The 15,958-nt window shown below is 46.9% G+C and carries 17 protein-coding genes; 16 read left to right on the top strand and 1 reads right to left on the bottom strand.

Translation table 11 applies throughout. The features are described from left to right. Position 1 precedes the first annotated feature (1 nt). From gmk to spoVM, 14 genes are all read left to right on the top strand, one after another. Complete coding sequence (gmk, locus tag M3221_RS04230; protein WP_251270308.1) at positions 2–625, top strand: guanylate kinase; 624 nt, start codon at positions 2–4, stop codon at positions 623–625. Continuing rightward, positions 625–852: a DNA-directed RNA polymerase subunit omega gene (gene rpoZ / locus M3221_RS04225; protein WP_251270306.1), complete on the top strand. Its 228-nt coding sequence runs from the start codon at positions 625–627 to the stop codon at positions 850–852. The genes gmk and rpoZ overlap by 1 nt, the downstream gene beginning before the upstream one ends. A gap of 95 nt (positions 853–947) precedes the next feature. After that, entirely contained in the window at positions 948–2,153 is a 1,206-nt protein-coding gene (gene coaBC, locus M3221_RS04220; protein WP_251270304.1) for a bifunctional phosphopantothenoylcysteine decarboxylase/phosphopantothenate--cysteine ligase CoaBC, read from the top strand. Beyond that, positions 2,150–4,546, top strand: coding sequence for a primosomal protein N' (priA, locus tag M3221_RS04215; RefSeq protein WP_251270302.1), 2,397 nt, complete (start codon positions 2,150–2,152; stop codon positions 4,544–4,546). Before coaBC ends, priA begins: the two co-directional genes overlap by 4 nt. A 14-nt stretch (positions 4,547–4,560) precedes the next feature. Further along, positions 4,561–5,046 (top strand): peptide deformylase, encoded by a 486-nt coding sequence (def, locus tag M3221_RS04210; RefSeq protein WP_251270300.1) that lies wholly within the window; start codon positions 4,561–4,563, stop codon positions 5,044–5,046. Next, entirely contained in the window at positions 5,043–5,984 is a 942-nt protein-coding gene (gene fmt / locus M3221_RS04205) for a methionyl-tRNA formyltransferase (protein ID WP_251270298.1), read from the top strand. The genes def and fmt overlap by 4 nt, the downstream gene beginning before the upstream one ends. 1 nt (position 5,985) lies before the next feature. After that, positions 5,986–7,311 carry a 16S rRNA (cytosine(967)-C(5))-methyltransferase RsmB gene (gene rsmB / locus M3221_RS04200; RefSeq protein WP_251270296.1) on the top strand — a complete coding sequence of 442 codons (1,326 nt, stop codon included), beginning with the start codon at positions 5,986–5,988 and terminating at the stop codon, positions 7,309–7,311. Continuing rightward, positions 7,312–8,391: a dual-specificity RNA methyltransferase RlmN gene (gene rlmN / locus M3221_RS04195; protein WP_251270294.1), complete on the top strand. Its 1,080-nt coding sequence runs from the start codon at positions 7,312–7,314 to the stop codon at positions 8,389–8,391. Between the two features lie 4 nt (positions 8,392–8,395). Next, positions 8,396–9,148 (top strand): Stp1/IreP family PP2C-type Ser/Thr phosphatase, encoded by a 753-nt coding sequence (locus tag M3221_RS04190; protein WP_251270292.1) that lies wholly within the window; start codon positions 8,396–8,398, stop codon positions 9,146–9,148. A 5-nt stretch (positions 9,149–9,153) separates the two neighbouring features. Further along, positions 9,154–11,112, top strand: a complete 1,959-nt coding sequence (gene pknB, locus M3221_RS04185) for a Stk1 family PASTA domain-containing Ser/Thr kinase (protein ID WP_251270290.1) — start codon at positions 9,154–9,156, stop codon at positions 11,110–11,112. A gap of 11 nt (positions 11,113–11,123) precedes the next feature. Continuing rightward, positions 11,124–11,999 (top strand): ribosome small subunit-dependent GTPase A, encoded by an 876-nt coding sequence (gene rsgA, locus M3221_RS04180; protein WP_251270288.1) that lies wholly within the window; start codon positions 11,124–11,126, stop codon positions 11,997–11,999. A gap of 4 nt (positions 12,000–12,003) precedes the next feature. Next, entirely contained in the window at positions 12,004–12,663 is a 660-nt protein-coding gene (gene rpe, locus M3221_RS04175) for a ribulose-phosphate 3-epimerase (protein ID WP_251270286.1), read from the top strand. Beyond that, positions 12,660–13,310, top strand: coding sequence for a thiamine diphosphokinase (locus tag M3221_RS04170; RefSeq protein ID WP_251270284.1), 651 nt, complete (start codon positions 12,660–12,662; stop codon positions 13,308–13,310). The genes rpe and M3221_RS04170 overlap by 4 nt, the downstream gene beginning before the upstream one ends. Then, entirely contained in the window at positions 13,310–13,393 is an 84-nt protein-coding gene (gene spoVM / locus M3221_RS26775) for a stage V sporulation protein SpoVM (RefSeq protein ID WP_050181490.1), read from the top strand. Before M3221_RS04170 ends, spoVM begins: the two co-directional genes overlap by 1 nt. A 49-nt stretch (positions 13,394–13,442) precedes the next feature. Here the strand turns inward: spoVM and rpmB are convergent, their stop codons facing one another. Then, positions 13,443–13,631: a 50S ribosomal protein L28 gene (rpmB, locus tag M3221_RS04165; RefSeq protein WP_045850130.1), complete on the bottom strand. Its 189-nt coding sequence runs from the start codon at positions 13,629–13,631 to the stop codon at positions 13,443–13,445. A 223-nt stretch (positions 13,632–13,854) separates the two neighbouring features. On the opposite strand from rpmB, the gene M3221_RS04160 reads away from it, so the two are divergent. Together M3221_RS04160 and M3221_RS04155 are read left to right on the top strand one after the other, a co-directional pair. Next, positions 13,855–14,217 (top strand): Asp23/Gls24 family envelope stress response protein, encoded by a 363-nt coding sequence (locus M3221_RS04160; RefSeq protein WP_251270282.1) that lies wholly within the window; start codon positions 13,855–13,857, stop codon positions 14,215–14,217. Positions 14,218–14,235: 18 nt separating this feature from the next. Then, complete coding sequence (locus tag M3221_RS04155) at positions 14,236–15,903, top strand: DAK2 domain-containing protein (protein ID WP_251270280.1); 1,668 nt, start codon at positions 14,236–14,238, stop codon at positions 15,901–15,903. Positions 15,904–15,958: the final 55 nt, after the last annotated feature.

The following is a 15,958-nucleotide window of genomic DNA, read 5'->3' as shown; positions in this document are numbered from 1 at the left end:
AGTGAAAGAAAAAGGTTTGCTGATCGTATTGTCCGGACCGTCCGGCGTGGGCAAAGGAACGGTGCGTAAAGCGATTTTTTCAAGAAAAGATGTAAAGTTCGAGTATTCCATTTCCATGACAACGCGCAAACCGCGCGAAGGAGAAGTGGACGGCGTTGATTACTTTTTTAAATCCCGCGAGGAATTTGAGCAGCTGATCAAGGAAGGGAAACTGCTTGAATACGCAGAATTTGTCGGCAACTATTATGGAACGCCGGTTGATTACGTTCGCGAAACGCTTGATGCAGGGAAGGATATTTTCCTTGAAATTGAAGTAGAGGGTGCAAGACAGGTACGTGAAAAGTTTCCGGAAGGACTGTTTATTTTCTTAGCGCCGCCGAGTCTTTCGGAGCTGCACAGCCGGATTGTCGGCCGCGGCACGGAGACGGATGAAGTGATCCGGGGCCGTATGGAGCAGGCACGCAAAGAAATTGATATGATGGACTTGTATGACTACGTCGTTGAAAATGATGAAGTAGAGCGGGCATGCTCGCGCATTCAGTCTATCGTTGAAGCAGAGCACTGCCGGCGTGAGCGTGTACAGCACCGCTATCAAATTATGCTTGAACTGGAAGGGGAACAATAATGCTATATCCATCTATTGATAACTTACTAACAAAAATCGATTCTAAATATTCATTGGTCAGCGTAGCTGCAAAGCGCGCCCGTTCAATGCAGGAAAACAAAGGAAAAGGCGCGCTTGGAGCGTATCGGTCGTACAAGTTTGTTGGAAAAGCGCTTGAAGAGATTTATGCGGATGAGCTTGTCATGAAAAAGAAAGACGAGAACAAAACGTACTCAGACGAAGTGTAAATAAGAAAAACGGAAAAGGGCGGCGAATACCGGCCTTTTCTTTTTGTATGCTATCATATTGGCATAAAGAGTTGACTGGAACGGAGGAAAAGGGAATGAACGGAAAAAACATTTTGCTTTGCGTCAGCGGCGGCATAGCAGTTTACAAAGCGGCGGCACTAACGAGCAAGCTGAAACAGGCGGGTGCTCATGTGAAAGTAGTCATGACCGAATCCGCCCAGAAGTTCGTAGCGCCGGTCACTTTTCAGGCGCTGTCTGGTGAACCGGTATATACCGATACATTCGATGAAAAAGATCCCGCTAAAATTGCTCATATTGATATTGCAGACTGGGCAGATCTTGTGATTGTGGCACCGGCAACAGCAAATATCATTGCCAAAATGGCTCACGGGATGGCAGATGACATGGTATCAACTGTTCTCCTCGCCGGTACAGCGCCAAGATGGATTGCACCCGCCATGAATGTAAATATGTATGCGCACCCTGCTGTACAAAAAAACATGGAAACACTGCAGTCGTTCGGCTGCCGGTTTATCGAACCCGGTGAAGGCTACCTTGCCTGCGGATATACAGGGAAAGGGCGGTTGGAAGAGCCTGAGAGGATTGCGGAACTTGCCGCTCAATTTTTCGCTAAAGACGAACCAAAGATTCTTCAAGGAAAACGAGTTGTCGTAACGGCAGGGCCCACACGTGAAGCGATCGATCCAGTGCGCTTTTTCACCAATAAATCAACAGGAAAAATGGGATATGCAGTGGCGGAAGCAGCACGGGAACTAGGGGCAGATGTTACGTTAATTTCAGGACCTGTAGCGATCAAGCCGCCTGGTGGTGTAACCGTCCGACAGGTAGAAAGTGCGGAAGAAATGTTTCAGGAAGTGATGCACGTTTATCCTGATGCGGATATTGTTGTGAAAACGGCTGCTGTTGCAGACTACCGCCCTGCTTTTGTGCTTGACAATAAAATGAAAAAGCAGGACGGTGCGCTTACAATTGAGCTTGAGAGGACGAAGGATATTTTAAAAACACTTGGCGAACAAAAAGAACACCAATTTTTAATTGGCTTTGCGGCTGAAACAAATGATGTAGAGACGTACGCAAAGAGGAAGCTTGAATCAAAAAATGCAGATATGATTGTGGCAAACAATGTCAAGCAGGAGGGGGCCGGCTTCGGCGGTGATACGAATATTATCTCGATCTTCCACCGTGACGGCACACACCAGGACTTTGAGAAAATGACCAAAAAAGAAGCAGCATTCCGTATTCTGCAGGAAGCAGCCGGGCGGATGGGTGAGGAAAAATGAATATCGCTTCTGTCGTCGTGGACGTTGCGGTCCGCCAGACGGACCGCCCGTTTGACTACGAAATTCCTTCCAGATGGGAAGGGATGATTCAGCCGGGTATGCGGGTGATCGTCCCATTTGGCCCGCGCCATGTGCAGGGGTTTGTGCTGGATGTAAAAGAAGAGCTGGAAAGCCGTAAGCTAAAGCCGATTGTAGAACCAATGGATCTTGTTCCGGTATTAAATAAAGAATTGCTTTCACTCGCCGACTGGCTGACCGCCGAATCGCTATGCTTTAAAATTTCAGCGCTGCAGGCGATGCTTCCGGCTGCAATGAAAGCCAAATACGCAAAGCATATTCGTATAACCGGCCACAGCGCGCTGAGCAGAGAAGCCCATTCTCTTTTTGGAGACCGTGAGGAAATTACATGGGAAGAAGCGTCCGAGGCAGGTGCGCTTGCCCAAATACGCAGGGAAGTAAAAAAAGGATCGCTTGATGTAATTTATTCTGTGAAAAGCAAAGGGCGAAAAAAGACGATTCGTATGGTTCAATGTCCGCTGTCTGAGGAAGAGCTGGCCCGAACCCTTCAGTCTATGCCGAAAAATGCCGTAAAACAATCGGAAGCTCTCCAGCTTTTTCAAGGAACAGAAGGAAAATGGATACCGCTCAAGGAAACAGGTATTTCATCTGCTGTAGCAAAAGCACTCATCGAAAAAGGGCTGCTTTTAGAGAAGCAGGAAGAAACATACCGTGACCCTTTAGCCGGCCGGACATTTGAACCAGATCAGCCGCTTGACTTGACACCCACTCAAAGAGCGGCGATTGAGCCTGTTATTGAGAACATAAAAGAAAACAAAGCAGAAACCTTTCTGCTTCATGGTGTAACCGGAAGCGGGAAAACAGAAATTTATCTGCAATCCATCAGCGAAGTCATTCAAAAAGGGCAGGAAGCGATTGTGCTCGTTCCGGAAATTTCATTGACGCCTCAAATGACGGACCGGTTTAAACAGCGGTTTGGCGATGATGTGGCGGTGCTTCACAGCGGACTGTCTACGGGTGAAAAATATGACGAATGGCGGAAAATCAGCCGCAAGGAAGTAAAAGTGGTCGTGGGCGCCCGCTCCGCTGTTTTTGCTCCGTTCGAAAACATCGGGTTAATCATTATTGATGAAGAGCATGAAACAAGCTATAAGCAGGAAGAAAATCCCCGTTACCATGCGCGTGATGTGGCTATTTGGCGGTCCGGTTACTATCAATGTCCGGTTATTTTAGGAAGCGCAACTCCTTCTTTGGAATCCTTTGCCCGGGCAAAAAAAGGGGTCTACAAGCTGTTGACGCTGTCCGAGCGTGTCAATGACCGCCCGCTGCCTTCGGTCGATATTGTCGATATGCGTGAAGAGCTGCGGGAAGGAAACCGGTCTATGTTTTCTAGAAACTTATTTGAAAAAATAAAAGACCGCCTTCAAAAAGGAGAACAAACTGTCCTGTTTTTAAATAAGCGTGGATATTCTTCTTTTATCATGTGCCGCGACTGCGGATTCGTGCCGGAATGCCCCAACTGTGATGTGTCGATGACGTATCACCGTCACCGCCATCAGCTGAAATGCCATTATTGCGGCCATGAGGAGCCGTCGCCTAACGTCTGCCCGGAATGCGGCAGTGAGCATATCCGCCATTTCGGCACAGGTACACAAAAGGTGGAAGAAGAGCTTTTAAAACTGCTGCCGGAAGCGCGGATTATACGAATGGATGTAGATACAACCGGCACAAAGGGAGCCCATGAACGGCTGCTGAGACGCTTTGCTGACAAGGAAGCTGATATATTGCTCGGCACGCAGATGATTGCCAAAGGACTTGATTTTCCGGATATTACGCTCGTCGGTGTTTTAAGCGCGGATACGATGCTGCATTTGCCGGATTTTCGTGCATCAGAAAAAACATTTCAGCTTTTAACGCAAGTAAGCGGACGGGCCGGCCGGCATACATTGCCCGGTGAAGTGGTGATTCAAACCTATACGCCGGAGCATTACAGCATTCAGCTTGCTGCTGATCAGCATTACGAAGCATTTTACGAGCAGGAGATGCAAGTGAGAAAAGCGGGAGGCTATCCTCCATTTTATTTTCTTGCACTTATTACAGTCAGCCATGAAGAAGCGATTACCGCATCGAGCGAGGCCGGCAAAATTGCTGTCAATATTAAGCCGGAGCTGTCTCCAGCGGCGGTTGTGCTCGGTCCTGTCGCTTCACCGATCTCACGGATCAACAATAGATATCGGTGGCAATGTTTGATAAAATACAAACGTGAACCAAAGCTTGGCACCGTGCTGAAGCAGGTGCTTGAGCATTATGCAAAACAAGGGAAATCAAATGGGCTTATCGTATCTATTGATATTCACCCATATGTACTGATGTAGAAAAGAGGAACGCAATGACGATTTTATCCATTGTTAAACATCCAGCCGACATTTTAGAAACAAAATGCCAGCCGGTTAAACAATTTGACAGTAAATTAAAGCGCCTGGTGCGTGATATGCAGGAAACCATGATTCAAGCGGACGGCGTCGGCCTCGCTGCCCCGCAAATCGGGAAAGATATGCGCCTTGCCATTGTGGATATTGAAGACGAGCATGGCTTAATTGTGTTAATCAATCCTGAGCTGCTTTCTTCAGAGGGCAGCCAGACAGATATCGAAGGGTGTTTGAGCTTTCCTGATTTATACGGGGAAGTAACCCGCCCGAATCAAATTAAAATCAAAGCTCAAAACGTTAAAGGCCAGTTTTACACGTTTGAAGCAAGCGGATTTCTGGCACGGGCCATTTTGCATGAAATGGATCACTTAGACGGCGTGTTATTTACATCTAAAGTGGAAAAATATATTCCGGCTGAGGAATTGAAAGGAGCGGATGAACAGTGACCACAATCGTTTTTATGGGAACCCCGGATTTTTCCGTGCCGGTGCTTGAGCAGATCATCAAAGACGGCTACGAAATCCTCGCTGTGGTCACACAGCCCGATCGACCTGTAGGCCGGAAAAAAGTGTTAACGCCGCCGCCGGTTAAAGCGGCAGCTCTAGAGCAAGGGCTTCCGGTTTTGCAACCTGAAAAGCTGTCGAAGTCGGCCGAGCTCGATGAAATTATCGCCTTAAAGCCGGATTTAGTCGTCACGGCAGCATACGGGCAGCTTTTGCCGAATGCCCTTCTTGAGGCGCCAAAATACGGGTGCATTAATGTTCATGCCTCTCTTTTGCCGGAACTTCGAGGCGGTGCTCCGATTCACTATTCGATCCTGCAGGGAAAAAAAGAAACAGGCATCACCATTATGTATATGGCTGAAAAACTGGATGCAGGGGACATTATTTCACAAGCGGCTGTAACCATTGAGGAAGATGACAACACAGGCACCCTGCACGATAAATTAAGTGCAGTTGGTGCGGATTTGCTGTCTAAGACCATTCCGGCTATCATTGAAGGCACTTCTTCGCGGACACCCCAGGATGGGGCAAAAGCAACATTTGCGCCTAATATTCGCCGTCAGGATGAAAAAATTGACTGGAGCCGCCCGGGAGAAGAACTGTACAATCAGGTAAGAGGGCTTTGCCCTTGGCCGGTTGCGTATACCATTCTTAATGAGGCAGTCGTAAAAGTATGGAAAAGTGAAAAAACGGCGGGCAAAAGCGGCGCACCCGGCACCGTACTTGCTCTTGAAGAGGACGGCATTGTCGTTGCGACCGGTTCAGAAACAGCGCTTAAAATAACAGAATTACAGCCGGCAGGAAAAAAACGGATGAGTGCACGCGATTACCTGCGTGGTTCAGGATCATTCCTTCAAGCCGGTGCTGTATTTGGAGACTAATATGAAATCATTGAATGTGCGCGAAATTGCGCTCGACTTAATTGATACAGTAGAAAAAAGCGGTTCTTACAGCAATTTGATGCTGAATACGGCAATCGAAAAAAATAACTTGCCGGGCCGGGACGCGGCGCTGCTGACGGAAATCACCTATGGCACTATTCAGCGGAAAATGACGCTTGACTTCTATCTCGCACCTTTTTTGAAAAAAAAGCCTGAGCGCTGGGTGCATAATTTGCTTCGTTTATCTCTTTATCAAATGGTCTATCTTGATAAAGTACCGGAAAGAGCGGTTATTCATGAAGCAGTTGAGATTGCGAAAAAAAGAGGCCATAAAGGCATTTCCAGCATGGTCAACGGTGTGCTTCGGTCCATCCAGCGAGAAGGTGTTCCGGATACGGCTTCTATTCAAGATGACGCAGAACGCATTTCGATTGAAACAAGCCATCCACTCTGGCTTGTGAAAAGATGGATCAAGGCATACGGGAAAGAAAAAACAGAAGCGATGTGCCGGCACAACTTAACAGCACCAGAACAGACTGTTCGTGTAAACAGTATGAAGATGACGCGCGATGAAGCCATCCAGGCCCTGGCAGAAGAAGGGTTTGAAGCAGAACCTTCTGACGTCTCACCATATGCAGTCAGAATTTTAAAAGGAAATGCAGCACGTTCAAATCTTTTTAAAAGCGGGGCTATTTCCATTCAAGATGAAAGTTCAATGCTCGTCGCTCCTGTTTTAGGCGTGAAGCCCGGCCAGCGTGTTTTAGATATGTGTTCAGCACCGGGCGGAAAAACCGCACATCTTGCTGAACAAATGAATGGAGAAGGCCGGATTGATGCGCTGGATATTCACGCGCACAAGCTGAAACTTGTTGCTCAAAATGCCGAGCGGCTTGCGCTCTCGAACATCCATGTTCAAAAGCAGGATGCGCGCAAAGCAGGAGAACTGTTTGCAGAAGAAACTTTTGATGCGATTTTAGTGGATGCTCCTTGTTCAGGGCTTGGCGTTATTCGCCGGAAACCGGATTTGAAATATGCGAAAACGGAACAGGATCTCGATAACCTGCAGCAGATTCAGCTGGCGATTTTGGATGCCGCTGTGCCGCTTTTAAAAGAGGACGGTGTCCTCGTCTACAGTACATGTACGGTTGACAGGGAAGAAAATGAAGGTACGGTGAACGCCTTTTTGGATGCTCATCCCGAATTCGAGCCTGCCCCTCTTGAGCACATCTCTATAGAGAAAGAGGCGAATATGGTTCAAGTGTTTCCAGACGATTTTGGCGGCGATGGATTTTTTATAAGTAAATTTAGAAAGAAGGAAAATAAATAAATGACAACAGCGAGAAAAAAGCAGACGGAACCGCAGAAGCCATCCATTTATTCACTGGAACTTCATGAGCTTAAAGAGTGGCTTTCAGCAAACGGAGAAAAGCCATTTCGGGCTGATCAAATTTTTGACTGGCTGTATGTAAAACGGGCGAAAACCGTGGATGATATGACTAACTTATCGAAAGAACTGCGCACAAAGCTCGATGAGGCATTTGTGTTTACGGTGCTGAAAACAGCCATTCAGCAGGAGTCCGCTGACGGTACAATTAAATTTTTATTTGAACTGCATGACGGGTATTCGATTGAAACCGTGCTGATGCGCCACGAATATGGCAACTCCATTTGTGTAACGACGCAGGTCGGCTGTCGAATCGGCTGTACGTTCTGTGCATCAACACTTGGCGGTTTAAAGCGGAACCTTGAAGCCGGTGAAATTGTGGCGCAGGTTGTGAAAGTGCAGCAGGCACTTGATGAAGTAGGAGAACGGGTAAGCTCTGTCGTCATTATGGGTATCGGGGAGCCGTTCGACAATTACGAGGAAATGATGTCATTTTTACACATTATTAACCACGAAAAAGGCTTGAACATTGGAGCGCGGCACATTACCGTATCAACGAGCGGGATTGTACCGAAAATCTACAAATTTGCCGATGAAAAAACACAAATTAACTTCGCGGTATCTCTTCATGCGCCAAATGATGAACTGCGCACAAAGCTTATGCCGATTAACCGTGCATACAAGCTGAAGGACTTGATGGAAGCGATTCGTTACTATACAGAAAAAACGGGCCGCCGTATCACATTTGAATACGGACTGTTCGGCGGTGAGAATGATTCAGTGGCTCATGCAGAAGAGCTTGCTGCTTTGATTAAAGGAATTAAGTGTCACGTAAACTTAATCCCGGTGAACTACGTGCCTGAGCGGGATTATGTTCGCACACCGCGCAACAAGATTTTTGAGTTTGAAAAAACATTGAAAAACAATGGTGTAAACGTAACGATTCGACGTGAGCAAGGAACGGATATTGATGCAGCATGCGGCCAGCTTCGGGCGAAAGAGCGTGCCAGCGAAACGAGGTGACAAGATGAATGCTGTGTTTGAAACAGACCGCGGACGAGTGCGCTCGCACAATGAAGACAGCGGGGGCGTTTTTCATCATAACGGCAGCTTGTGCCTGGCCGTCGTAGCAGACGGAATGGGCGGGCACAATGCGGGAGATACCGCAAGCCGGATGACCATCAGCATGTTTGAACAGCATTGGAACGAAACAGCATTGAATATTCAATCGCCGGATGAGGCCTTAAACTGGATGAAGGCGATTATACCAGTGATCAATAAAGAAATTTTATTTCATGCCCATACCCATCCAGAATGCAGCGGTATGGGAACGACACTGGTAGCGGCTCTTTGCACAGACCGGTTTTGCGCGATTGCGAGCATTGGAGACAGCCGGTGTTACCTGCAGAGTGAGGACGGCTTTTCACAAGTCACGGAAGATCATTCACTTGTGAACGAACTCGTTAAATCAGGTGAAATTACCAAGGAAGCAGCAGAGAGCCATCCGAAAAAAAATGTACTAACACGAGCTCTTGGAACAGACGAAAAGCTGTCTGTTGATTACAGAACGATCATGTTTGAAGAAGGAGATTTGCTCCTTCTTTGCTCCGATGGTTTATCAAACAAAGTGTCAGCTCCCGAAATGAGCCATATTCTGCAATCATCAGATCCGCTGCATGAAAAAGCAAATACTCTGATTCGTCTGGCCAATGAAAACGGCGGAGAAGACAATATTACAGTCGCAATTCTCGAGCATTGTGCCGAACGCGAAAGCGGGTGACGGTGATGTTAATTGGCAGAAGCTTAAGCGGGCGCTATAAAATCGTCCGGGCGATTGGCGGCGGCGGAATGGCGCATGTATACCTGGCCCGCGATATGATTTTAGACCGAGATGTGGCTATTAAAGTCCTGCGGTTTGATTTTGCCGGAGAAGATGAATTTTTGCGTCGATTTCAGCGTGAGGCCCAGGCAGCGTCAAGCCTGGCCCATCCGAATATAGTCAATATTTACGATGTTGGGGAAGAAGACAATATTCACTTTATTGTAATGGAATATGTGGACGGAATGACGCTGAAAGAATACATTCAGCAATTTTCTCCCGTTCCGTACGAAACCGTTATTGATATTATGAGGCAAATGACTGCGGCCGTTGCATTTGCCCATCAGCATTCCATTATTCACCGTGATGTAAAACCACACAACATGCTTATTGATCGGGATGGAATTGTAAAAATGACCGACTTTGGGATTGCAATGGCCATGAGTGCAACTTCTATTACGCAGACAAATGCGGTTCTTGGCTCTGTTCATTATATTTCTCCCGAGCAAGCAAGAGGGGGAATGGCGACAAAAAAGTCTGATATTTATGCACTTGGGATTGTTATGTACGAGCTGTTAACGGGAAAGCTTCCGTTTTCGGGTGAATCGGCTGTCTCCATTGCTTTAAAGCATCTGCAGGCAGAGACTCCATCTATTAAACAACTTTACCCGGGAGTTCCGCAAAGCATTGAAAATATCGTCCTTCATGCAACGGCAAAAGATCCTTTTCACCGCTATGTGAGCGCAGAAGAAATGGAACACGATTTGTCTACTGCCTTAGAGCCTTACCGCATGCAGGAGGAAAAATTTAAAATTCCGGATGATGACGATGAAGTGACAAAAGCGATTCCGATTATTTCATCGAAGCCGCCGGAGCGAATCCAGCCGTCTGTACCGCCTGTAGAAATCAAGCAGAAAACAGATAGTGATATAAATACTAAGCCGCAGAAAAAGAAAAGAAAGTGGCCATGGTTTCTGCTCGTGCTCCTTATTCTGGGTGCCCTCAGCGCTGCAGCCTGGTTTATGCTGATGGTGCCGAAGCAGATAGCAGTGCCGGATACAAACGGAAGCAGTCCGGAAGCAGCTGCCGCCACTTTAATAAATGCCGGTTTTGTTGTGGGTGACTCCGATGAGGAATTCAGTGCAGATATTGAAGAAGGAAAAGTGATTCGAACGGTGCCAAAAGCGGGAACAACGGTAGAAGAAGGCAGTGAGATTGACTTGTTTGTCTCGGCTGGCAAAGAACAAAAAGCAATGGAAGATTACACCGGGAAAACACTCGAAGAAACACGGGAATTGCTGGAGGAAGCCGGCTTTCGTAATGTTGAAGTCGTCGAGTCGAAATATGACGACAGTGAACCAGGGACGGTGCTGGAGCAAAGACCAGATGCGGATGAAGACGTCATTCCGGAAGAAACAGACGTTGAATTAACGGTGAGCATAGGCCTTGCCGATGTCGAGCTGAAAGATCTTTCAGGCTATACGGAAAAAAGCCTGGAAGACTATGAGGATGCAAATGGCATTATCATTGATTTTTCCGAAGAAGAATATTCGGATTCCGTTGCGGCCGGCCAGGTGATCAGGCAGTCGCCTGAGGCCGGAAGTGAAGTGGAGCCGGGCAGTACGGTTAAAGTCACTCTTTCAAAAGGACCAGAGGAAATTCCGCCGGCAGAAGTCTCAACAGAAGTGGTGATTCCATACGAGCCTGAGGTTGAAGGAGAACCTCAAGAGGTCCAGATTTACGTAGAAGATGCCACACACAGTATGACAGAACCCTATGAAAAGTTTTTAATTACAGAAGAAACGAAGCGAACACTGCAGTTTGTGATTGAGAAAGGCCAAAAAGCAGGATATAAAGTGGTGCGGGATCAGGTCGTCATTATGGATCAAACGATTCCTTACCCGGAAAAAACACAATCTGAATAAGGTGGTGCTACATGCCAGAAGGCAAAATTATTAAAGCGTTAAGCGGTTTTTACTATGTGCTCGATGGAGAAAGTATTATTCAGTGCCGGGGCCGGGGGGTATTCCGGAAGAGAAATATTACACCGCTTGTCGGCGACTATGTCGAATACGAAGCAGAAAATGAAAAAGAAGGCTACGTTCTAACCGTTAAAGAGCGAAAAAATGATTTGGTTCGTCCGCCTGTTGCGAACATTGACCAGGCGGTCCTTGTTTTTTCAGTGATGGAACCTGCTTTCAGCACAGTGCTTCTAGACCGTTTTTTAGTTTTAATTGAATCAAAGAATATTGAACCGGTTATCTGCCTGACCAAAATGGATTTAGCTGAAGACAGAAAAACGCTCGATCAATACGTGGCCGATTACCGCAGGATTGGCTACACCGTTGTGGAAACTTCATCAGAAACAATGGACGGCCTTCACTTGCTGGAAGGCCACTTAACAGAAAAAACATCGGTATTCGCCGGACAGTCAGGCGTCGGAAAGTCTTCCCTGCTAAATGCGATCCGGCCCGATCTTGCCTTGAAAACAGATGAGATCTCCAGTTCACTAGGACGGGGCAAGCATACAACACGGCACGTAGAGCTCATTCCAGCGGCAGGCGGACTAGTCGCCGATACGCCGGGTTTTAGTTCGTTAGATTTTGAAGGAATAGAGCTGGATGAATTATCCGCGTGTTTTCCAGAAATGGCAGACCGGAGCTCCGATTGTAAATTTAGAGGCTGCCTGCATTTAAATGAGCCAAAATGCGCGGTAAAAGAAGCAGTAGCAGAAGGAGAAATCCCGAATTATCGCTATGAGCATTATTTGCAATTTATAGAGGAAATTAAAGAGAGAAAGCCGAGGTACTGACGTTATGATTAAGATTGCCCCATCTATTTTATCCGCTGACTTTGCGCGGCTTGGTGAAGAAATAAAAGACGTAGAAGCGGGTGGAGCTGACTATATTCACGTAGATGTGATGGATGGACATTTCGTGCCGAATATTACGATTGGCCCGCTGATTGTAGAAGCGATCCGGCCGGTAACAGCATTACCTCTTGATGTTCATTTGATGATCAGCAACCCTGATCAGTACATTGAGACGTTTGCAAAAGCCGGGGCTGATATTATTACGGTTCATGCTGAAGCATGTCCGCATCTGCATCGGACCATTCAGCTTATCCGCTCCTTTGGCATTAAAGCGGGAGTAGTGTTAAACCCTTCTACACCGGTCGATGTACTCGAGTATGTGATCGGTGATATTGATATGGTTTTACTTATGACTGTAAACCCTGGGTTCGGAGGGCAGTCTTTCATTGAGGCCGTTGTACCGAAAATCCGCCGTGTTCGCGACATGATCACAAAAGCGGGTGTGTCGGTGGATATTGAAATAGACGGCGGTGTCAATACGGAAACGGCCCGGATTTGTACAGAGGCCGGAGCAAATGTGCTTGTTGCCGGTTCAGCGATCTATAATGAAAAGGACCGGAGTGCGGCCATCCGGGCGATCCGGGCTGCCGCGGAAAAAGCGTGATTATCCGGATCGTTGCCGGCGGTCCGGATACGGAACTGCCTGTGTTAAAAAGGGATCCCGCCTTGAGGGAGCAATGGGTTGGTGTAGATCGTGGCGCTCTTTATTTGCTTGACCGTGGGATCACGCCGGACAAGGCCTTTGGCGACTTTGATTCCATAACGGAAGAAGAATGGCGCCGTGTGGCGGCAGAAGTCCCGGATCATGTGCAGTTTCCAGCGGAAAAAAATGAAACTGACCTTGAAATTGCCCTCAATGACGCAGCAAAGCAAAACCCGGAGATGATTTTTTTATATGGCGTGACAGGCGGCCGTCTTGATCACTTTTTCGGGGCGGTTACGCTGCTCTTAAAAAGGGAGCTTCCCTGCCCGGTTATGATCGTAGACTGTCAAAATGAACTGGCTGTTTATTCACCCGGAGAAGGAGTTATTCCTCAAAGGGAAGGATGGCCGTACGTTTCTTTTTTTGCGCTGAATGAAAGCGTGAAAGGGCTGACGCTGTCCGGCTTTAAATATCCATTGGACAATGACACGGTTCAGCCGGGTTCCTCAAGATGTGTAAGTAATGAAATCCTTGAAAAAAAGGGGGTCTTTTCGTTCCGTTCAGGCATATTAATGGTTATTAGAAGCCGTGACGGGAGGAGAAGCTAGTGAAATTTTACACATTGAAACTGCCAAAGTTTGTCGGGGGCATGATTCGGATGTTTATGTCAGCAGGGAAAAAGAAAAAATAAAAAAGCACCGGTGCCGTTTGGCGCAGGTGCTTTTTTATGAAAGGAAAAATTAAACGCGCTCAACTTTTCCAGATTTAAGTGCGCGGGCAGATACCCAAACACGTTTTGGTTTACCGTCAACAAGGATACGAACTTTTTGAAGGTTAGCGCCCCACGTACGTTTGCTTGAATTCATCGCGTGTGAGCGGTTGTTTCCAGTACGTGCTTTGCGGCCGGAAATAACACATTTTTTTGGCATTGTATTCACTCCTTACTATTCAGGATCGTTAATTGTCTACGTTTTTATGTGCAAGACACTTAAATAATTTATCACAATCAATGAATGAATGCAACAGCTTTGAAGAAGTCTTTCAAGAAAAATCACTTGACAGTGAATAAGCGGCAGATCCGGCCCGTAAGTTGTGAAGTGGCAGATAAATATAGTAAAATGAGAATAGTTTGATTCGCGAGGAGGATGTTTTGTGACGATTGAATTAACGACTGAACTTGGTCAAATTGACATTTCAAATGAAGTCATCGCGATGATCGCAGGCGGTGCGGCGGTAGATTGCTACGGTATTGTCGGTATGGCATCAAAAAATCAATTAAAAGATGGCCTTGCTGAAATGCTGCGTCGTGAAAATTTTACACGCGGCGTTGTCGTACGCCAGGAAGAAGACCGTATTTTTATTGATATGTATATTATCGTGAGCTACGGAACGAAAATCTCTGAAGTGGCAAGCAATGTGCAGTCAAAAGTAAAATATATACTTAATCAAACCGTCGGATTATCAGTTGATTCTGTTAATATTTTTGTACAGGGTGTGCGGGTAACGAACCCGTAGTGTGAGGAGGAAATTTTTGTGGCTATAACTTCATTGGACGGATTGCGCTTTGCCAGGATGGTGCAAGCAGGCGCACAGCATTTATCAGCAAATGCACAAATGGTTGACGCGCTGAATGTATTTCCCGTGCCGGATGGCGACACCGGCACGAATATGAATTTATCAATGACATCAGGAGCAAAGGAAACAGAAGCGGGCACGCAGCGCCATTTCGGAAAAACAGCCGAAGCGCTCTCGAAAGGGCTGTTAATGGGCGCGCGCGGAAACTCAGGCGTTATTTTATCCCAGCTTTTTCGGGGGTTTTCAAAAGCAGTGGCCGGCAAGCAGGAAGTATCCGCGTTTGAACTTGCTGCTGCATTTGAAGCAGGCGTTCAAACGGCATACAAAGCGGTGATGAAGCCAGTGGAAGGAACGATTTTAACGGTGGCAAAAGACGCCGCTAAAAAAGCGGTAGCCGTTTCTCAAAAAGAATCTGATATTGTCGCGGTAGTAGAAGCGCTTGTGAAAGAAGGACAGGCTTCCTTAAACCGGACACCGGAGCTTTTGCCTGTGTTAAAAGAAGTCGGCGTAGTCGACAGCGGCGGGCAGGGTCTTTTACTTGTATATGAAGGCTTTTTGGCTGAGCTGAAGGGAGAAGCACTTCCGGCAGCGCTTTCGGACCGCCAGGACATAAAGGAGCTTGTCAGTGCGGAGCACCGTAAAAGTGTGCAGAGCTTTATGAACACAGAAGATATTGAATTTGGTTATTGTACGGAATTTATGGTCAAATTTGAAAAAGAAAAGCTCGTTAAACATCCTTTTTCTGAAGAGCGCTTCCGCGATGAATTAAGCCGGTTTGGTGATTCATTGCTTGTGGTTGCTGATGATGAAATTGCCAAAGTGCATATTCATGCGGAACATCCGGGAGAAGTACTGACCGTTGGGCAGCAATACGGAAGCTTAATCAATATGAAGATTGAAAATATGCGTGAACAGCACAGTGCGATTACTGGAAGCACATCCCGGGCGTCAGCCCAGCCGGTGCAGCAGGCTAAATATGGTGTTGTAGCGGTTGCGATGGGAGCCGGTATTGCTGAGTTATTTACGAGTATCGGAGCAGCCGCTGTTATTGAAGGCGGTCAAACGATGAATCCGTCCACAGAAGATATTGTTAAAGCAATCCAGGAGTGCCATGCTGAGCACGTGTTTGTTCTGCCAAATAACAAAAATATTATTATGGCGGCCGAGCAGGCAGCAGACATCATGGAAACGACTGTGTCTGTTATCCCAACCAAGACCGTTCCGCAAGGTCTGGCAGCCCTCATTGCGTTTAATCCAGAAAGTGATGCAGCATGGAATAAGGACGCCATGACCGCAGCATCCACGCAGGTAAAAACCGGACAAATCACATACGCTGTTCGTGATACGACCATTGATGGCATCGATATTAAGAAAAATGACTTTATGGGACTGGCCGAAGGGAAAATTGTGGTCACGCATACAGAATCGGCATCAGCGGCGAAAGAGCTGCTGCAGTCGCTGATCGATGACGAGTCAGAAATCGTAACGGTTATTCATGGGGAAGAAGCGTCAGAAGAAACGGTTGAACAAGTAACAAGTTTTATTGAAGAAACGTACCCGGATATCGAAGTGGAAGTGCATAACGGCAGACAGCCGCTGTATCCGTTTATTTTTTCGGTTGAATAAACAAAAGAGGGAGATTATTCTCTCTCTTTTTCACGTTGAAAAGGAAGGGAGGAAA

Origin of the sequence: Domibacillus indicus, from assembly GCF_023715895.1 — a bacterium.
Lineage (GTDB): Bacteria > Bacillota > Bacilli > Bacillales > Domibacillaceae > Domibacillus > Domibacillus indicus_A.
This window is presented reverse-complemented; position numbering and strand designations above follow the sequence as displayed.

What these genes read in the sequence shown, in the direction of transcription:
- rsgA (WP_251270288.1), top strand. Translation starts at nt 11,124, where the DNA reads ATGCCAGAAGGCAAAATTATTAAAGCGTTAAGCGGTTTTTACTATGTG.
- rpe (WP_251270286.1), top strand. Translation starts at nt 12,004, where the DNA reads ATGATTAAGATTGCCCCATCTATTTTATCCGCTGACTTTGCGCGGCTT.
- pknB (WP_251270290.1), top strand. Translation starts at nt 9,154, where the DNA reads ATGTTAATTGGCAGAAGCTTAAGCGGGCGCTATAAAATCGTCCGGGCG.
- def (WP_251270300.1), top strand. Translation starts at nt 4,561, where the DNA reads ATGACGATTTTATCCATTGTTAAACATCCAGCCGACATTTTAGAAACA.
- rpmB (WP_045850130.1), bottom strand. Translation starts at nt 13,631, where the DNA reads ATGCCAAAAAAATGTGTTATTTCCGGCCGCAAAGCACGTACTGGAAAC.
- rlmN (WP_251270294.1), top strand. Translation starts at nt 7,312, where the DNA reads ATGACAACAGCGAGAAAAAAGCAGACGGAACCGCAGAAGCCATCCATT.
- rsmB (WP_251270296.1), top strand. Translation starts at nt 5,986, where the DNA reads ATGAAATCATTGAATGTGCGCGAAATTGCGCTCGACTTAATTGATACA.
- rpoZ (WP_251270306.1), top strand. Translation starts at nt 625, where the DNA reads ATGCTATATCCATCTATTGATAACTTACTAACAAAAATCGATTCTAAA.
- priA (WP_251270302.1), top strand. Translation starts at nt 2,150, where the DNA reads ATGAATATCGCTTCTGTCGTCGTGGACGTTGCGGTCCGCCAGACGGAC.
- M3221_RS04190 (WP_251270292.1), top strand. Translation starts at nt 8,396, where the DNA reads ATGAATGCTGTGTTTGAAACAGACCGCGGACGAGTGCGCTCGCACAAT.
- coaBC (WP_251270304.1), top strand. Translation starts at nt 948, where the DNA reads ATGAACGGAAAAAACATTTTGCTTTGCGTCAGCGGCGGCATAGCAGTT.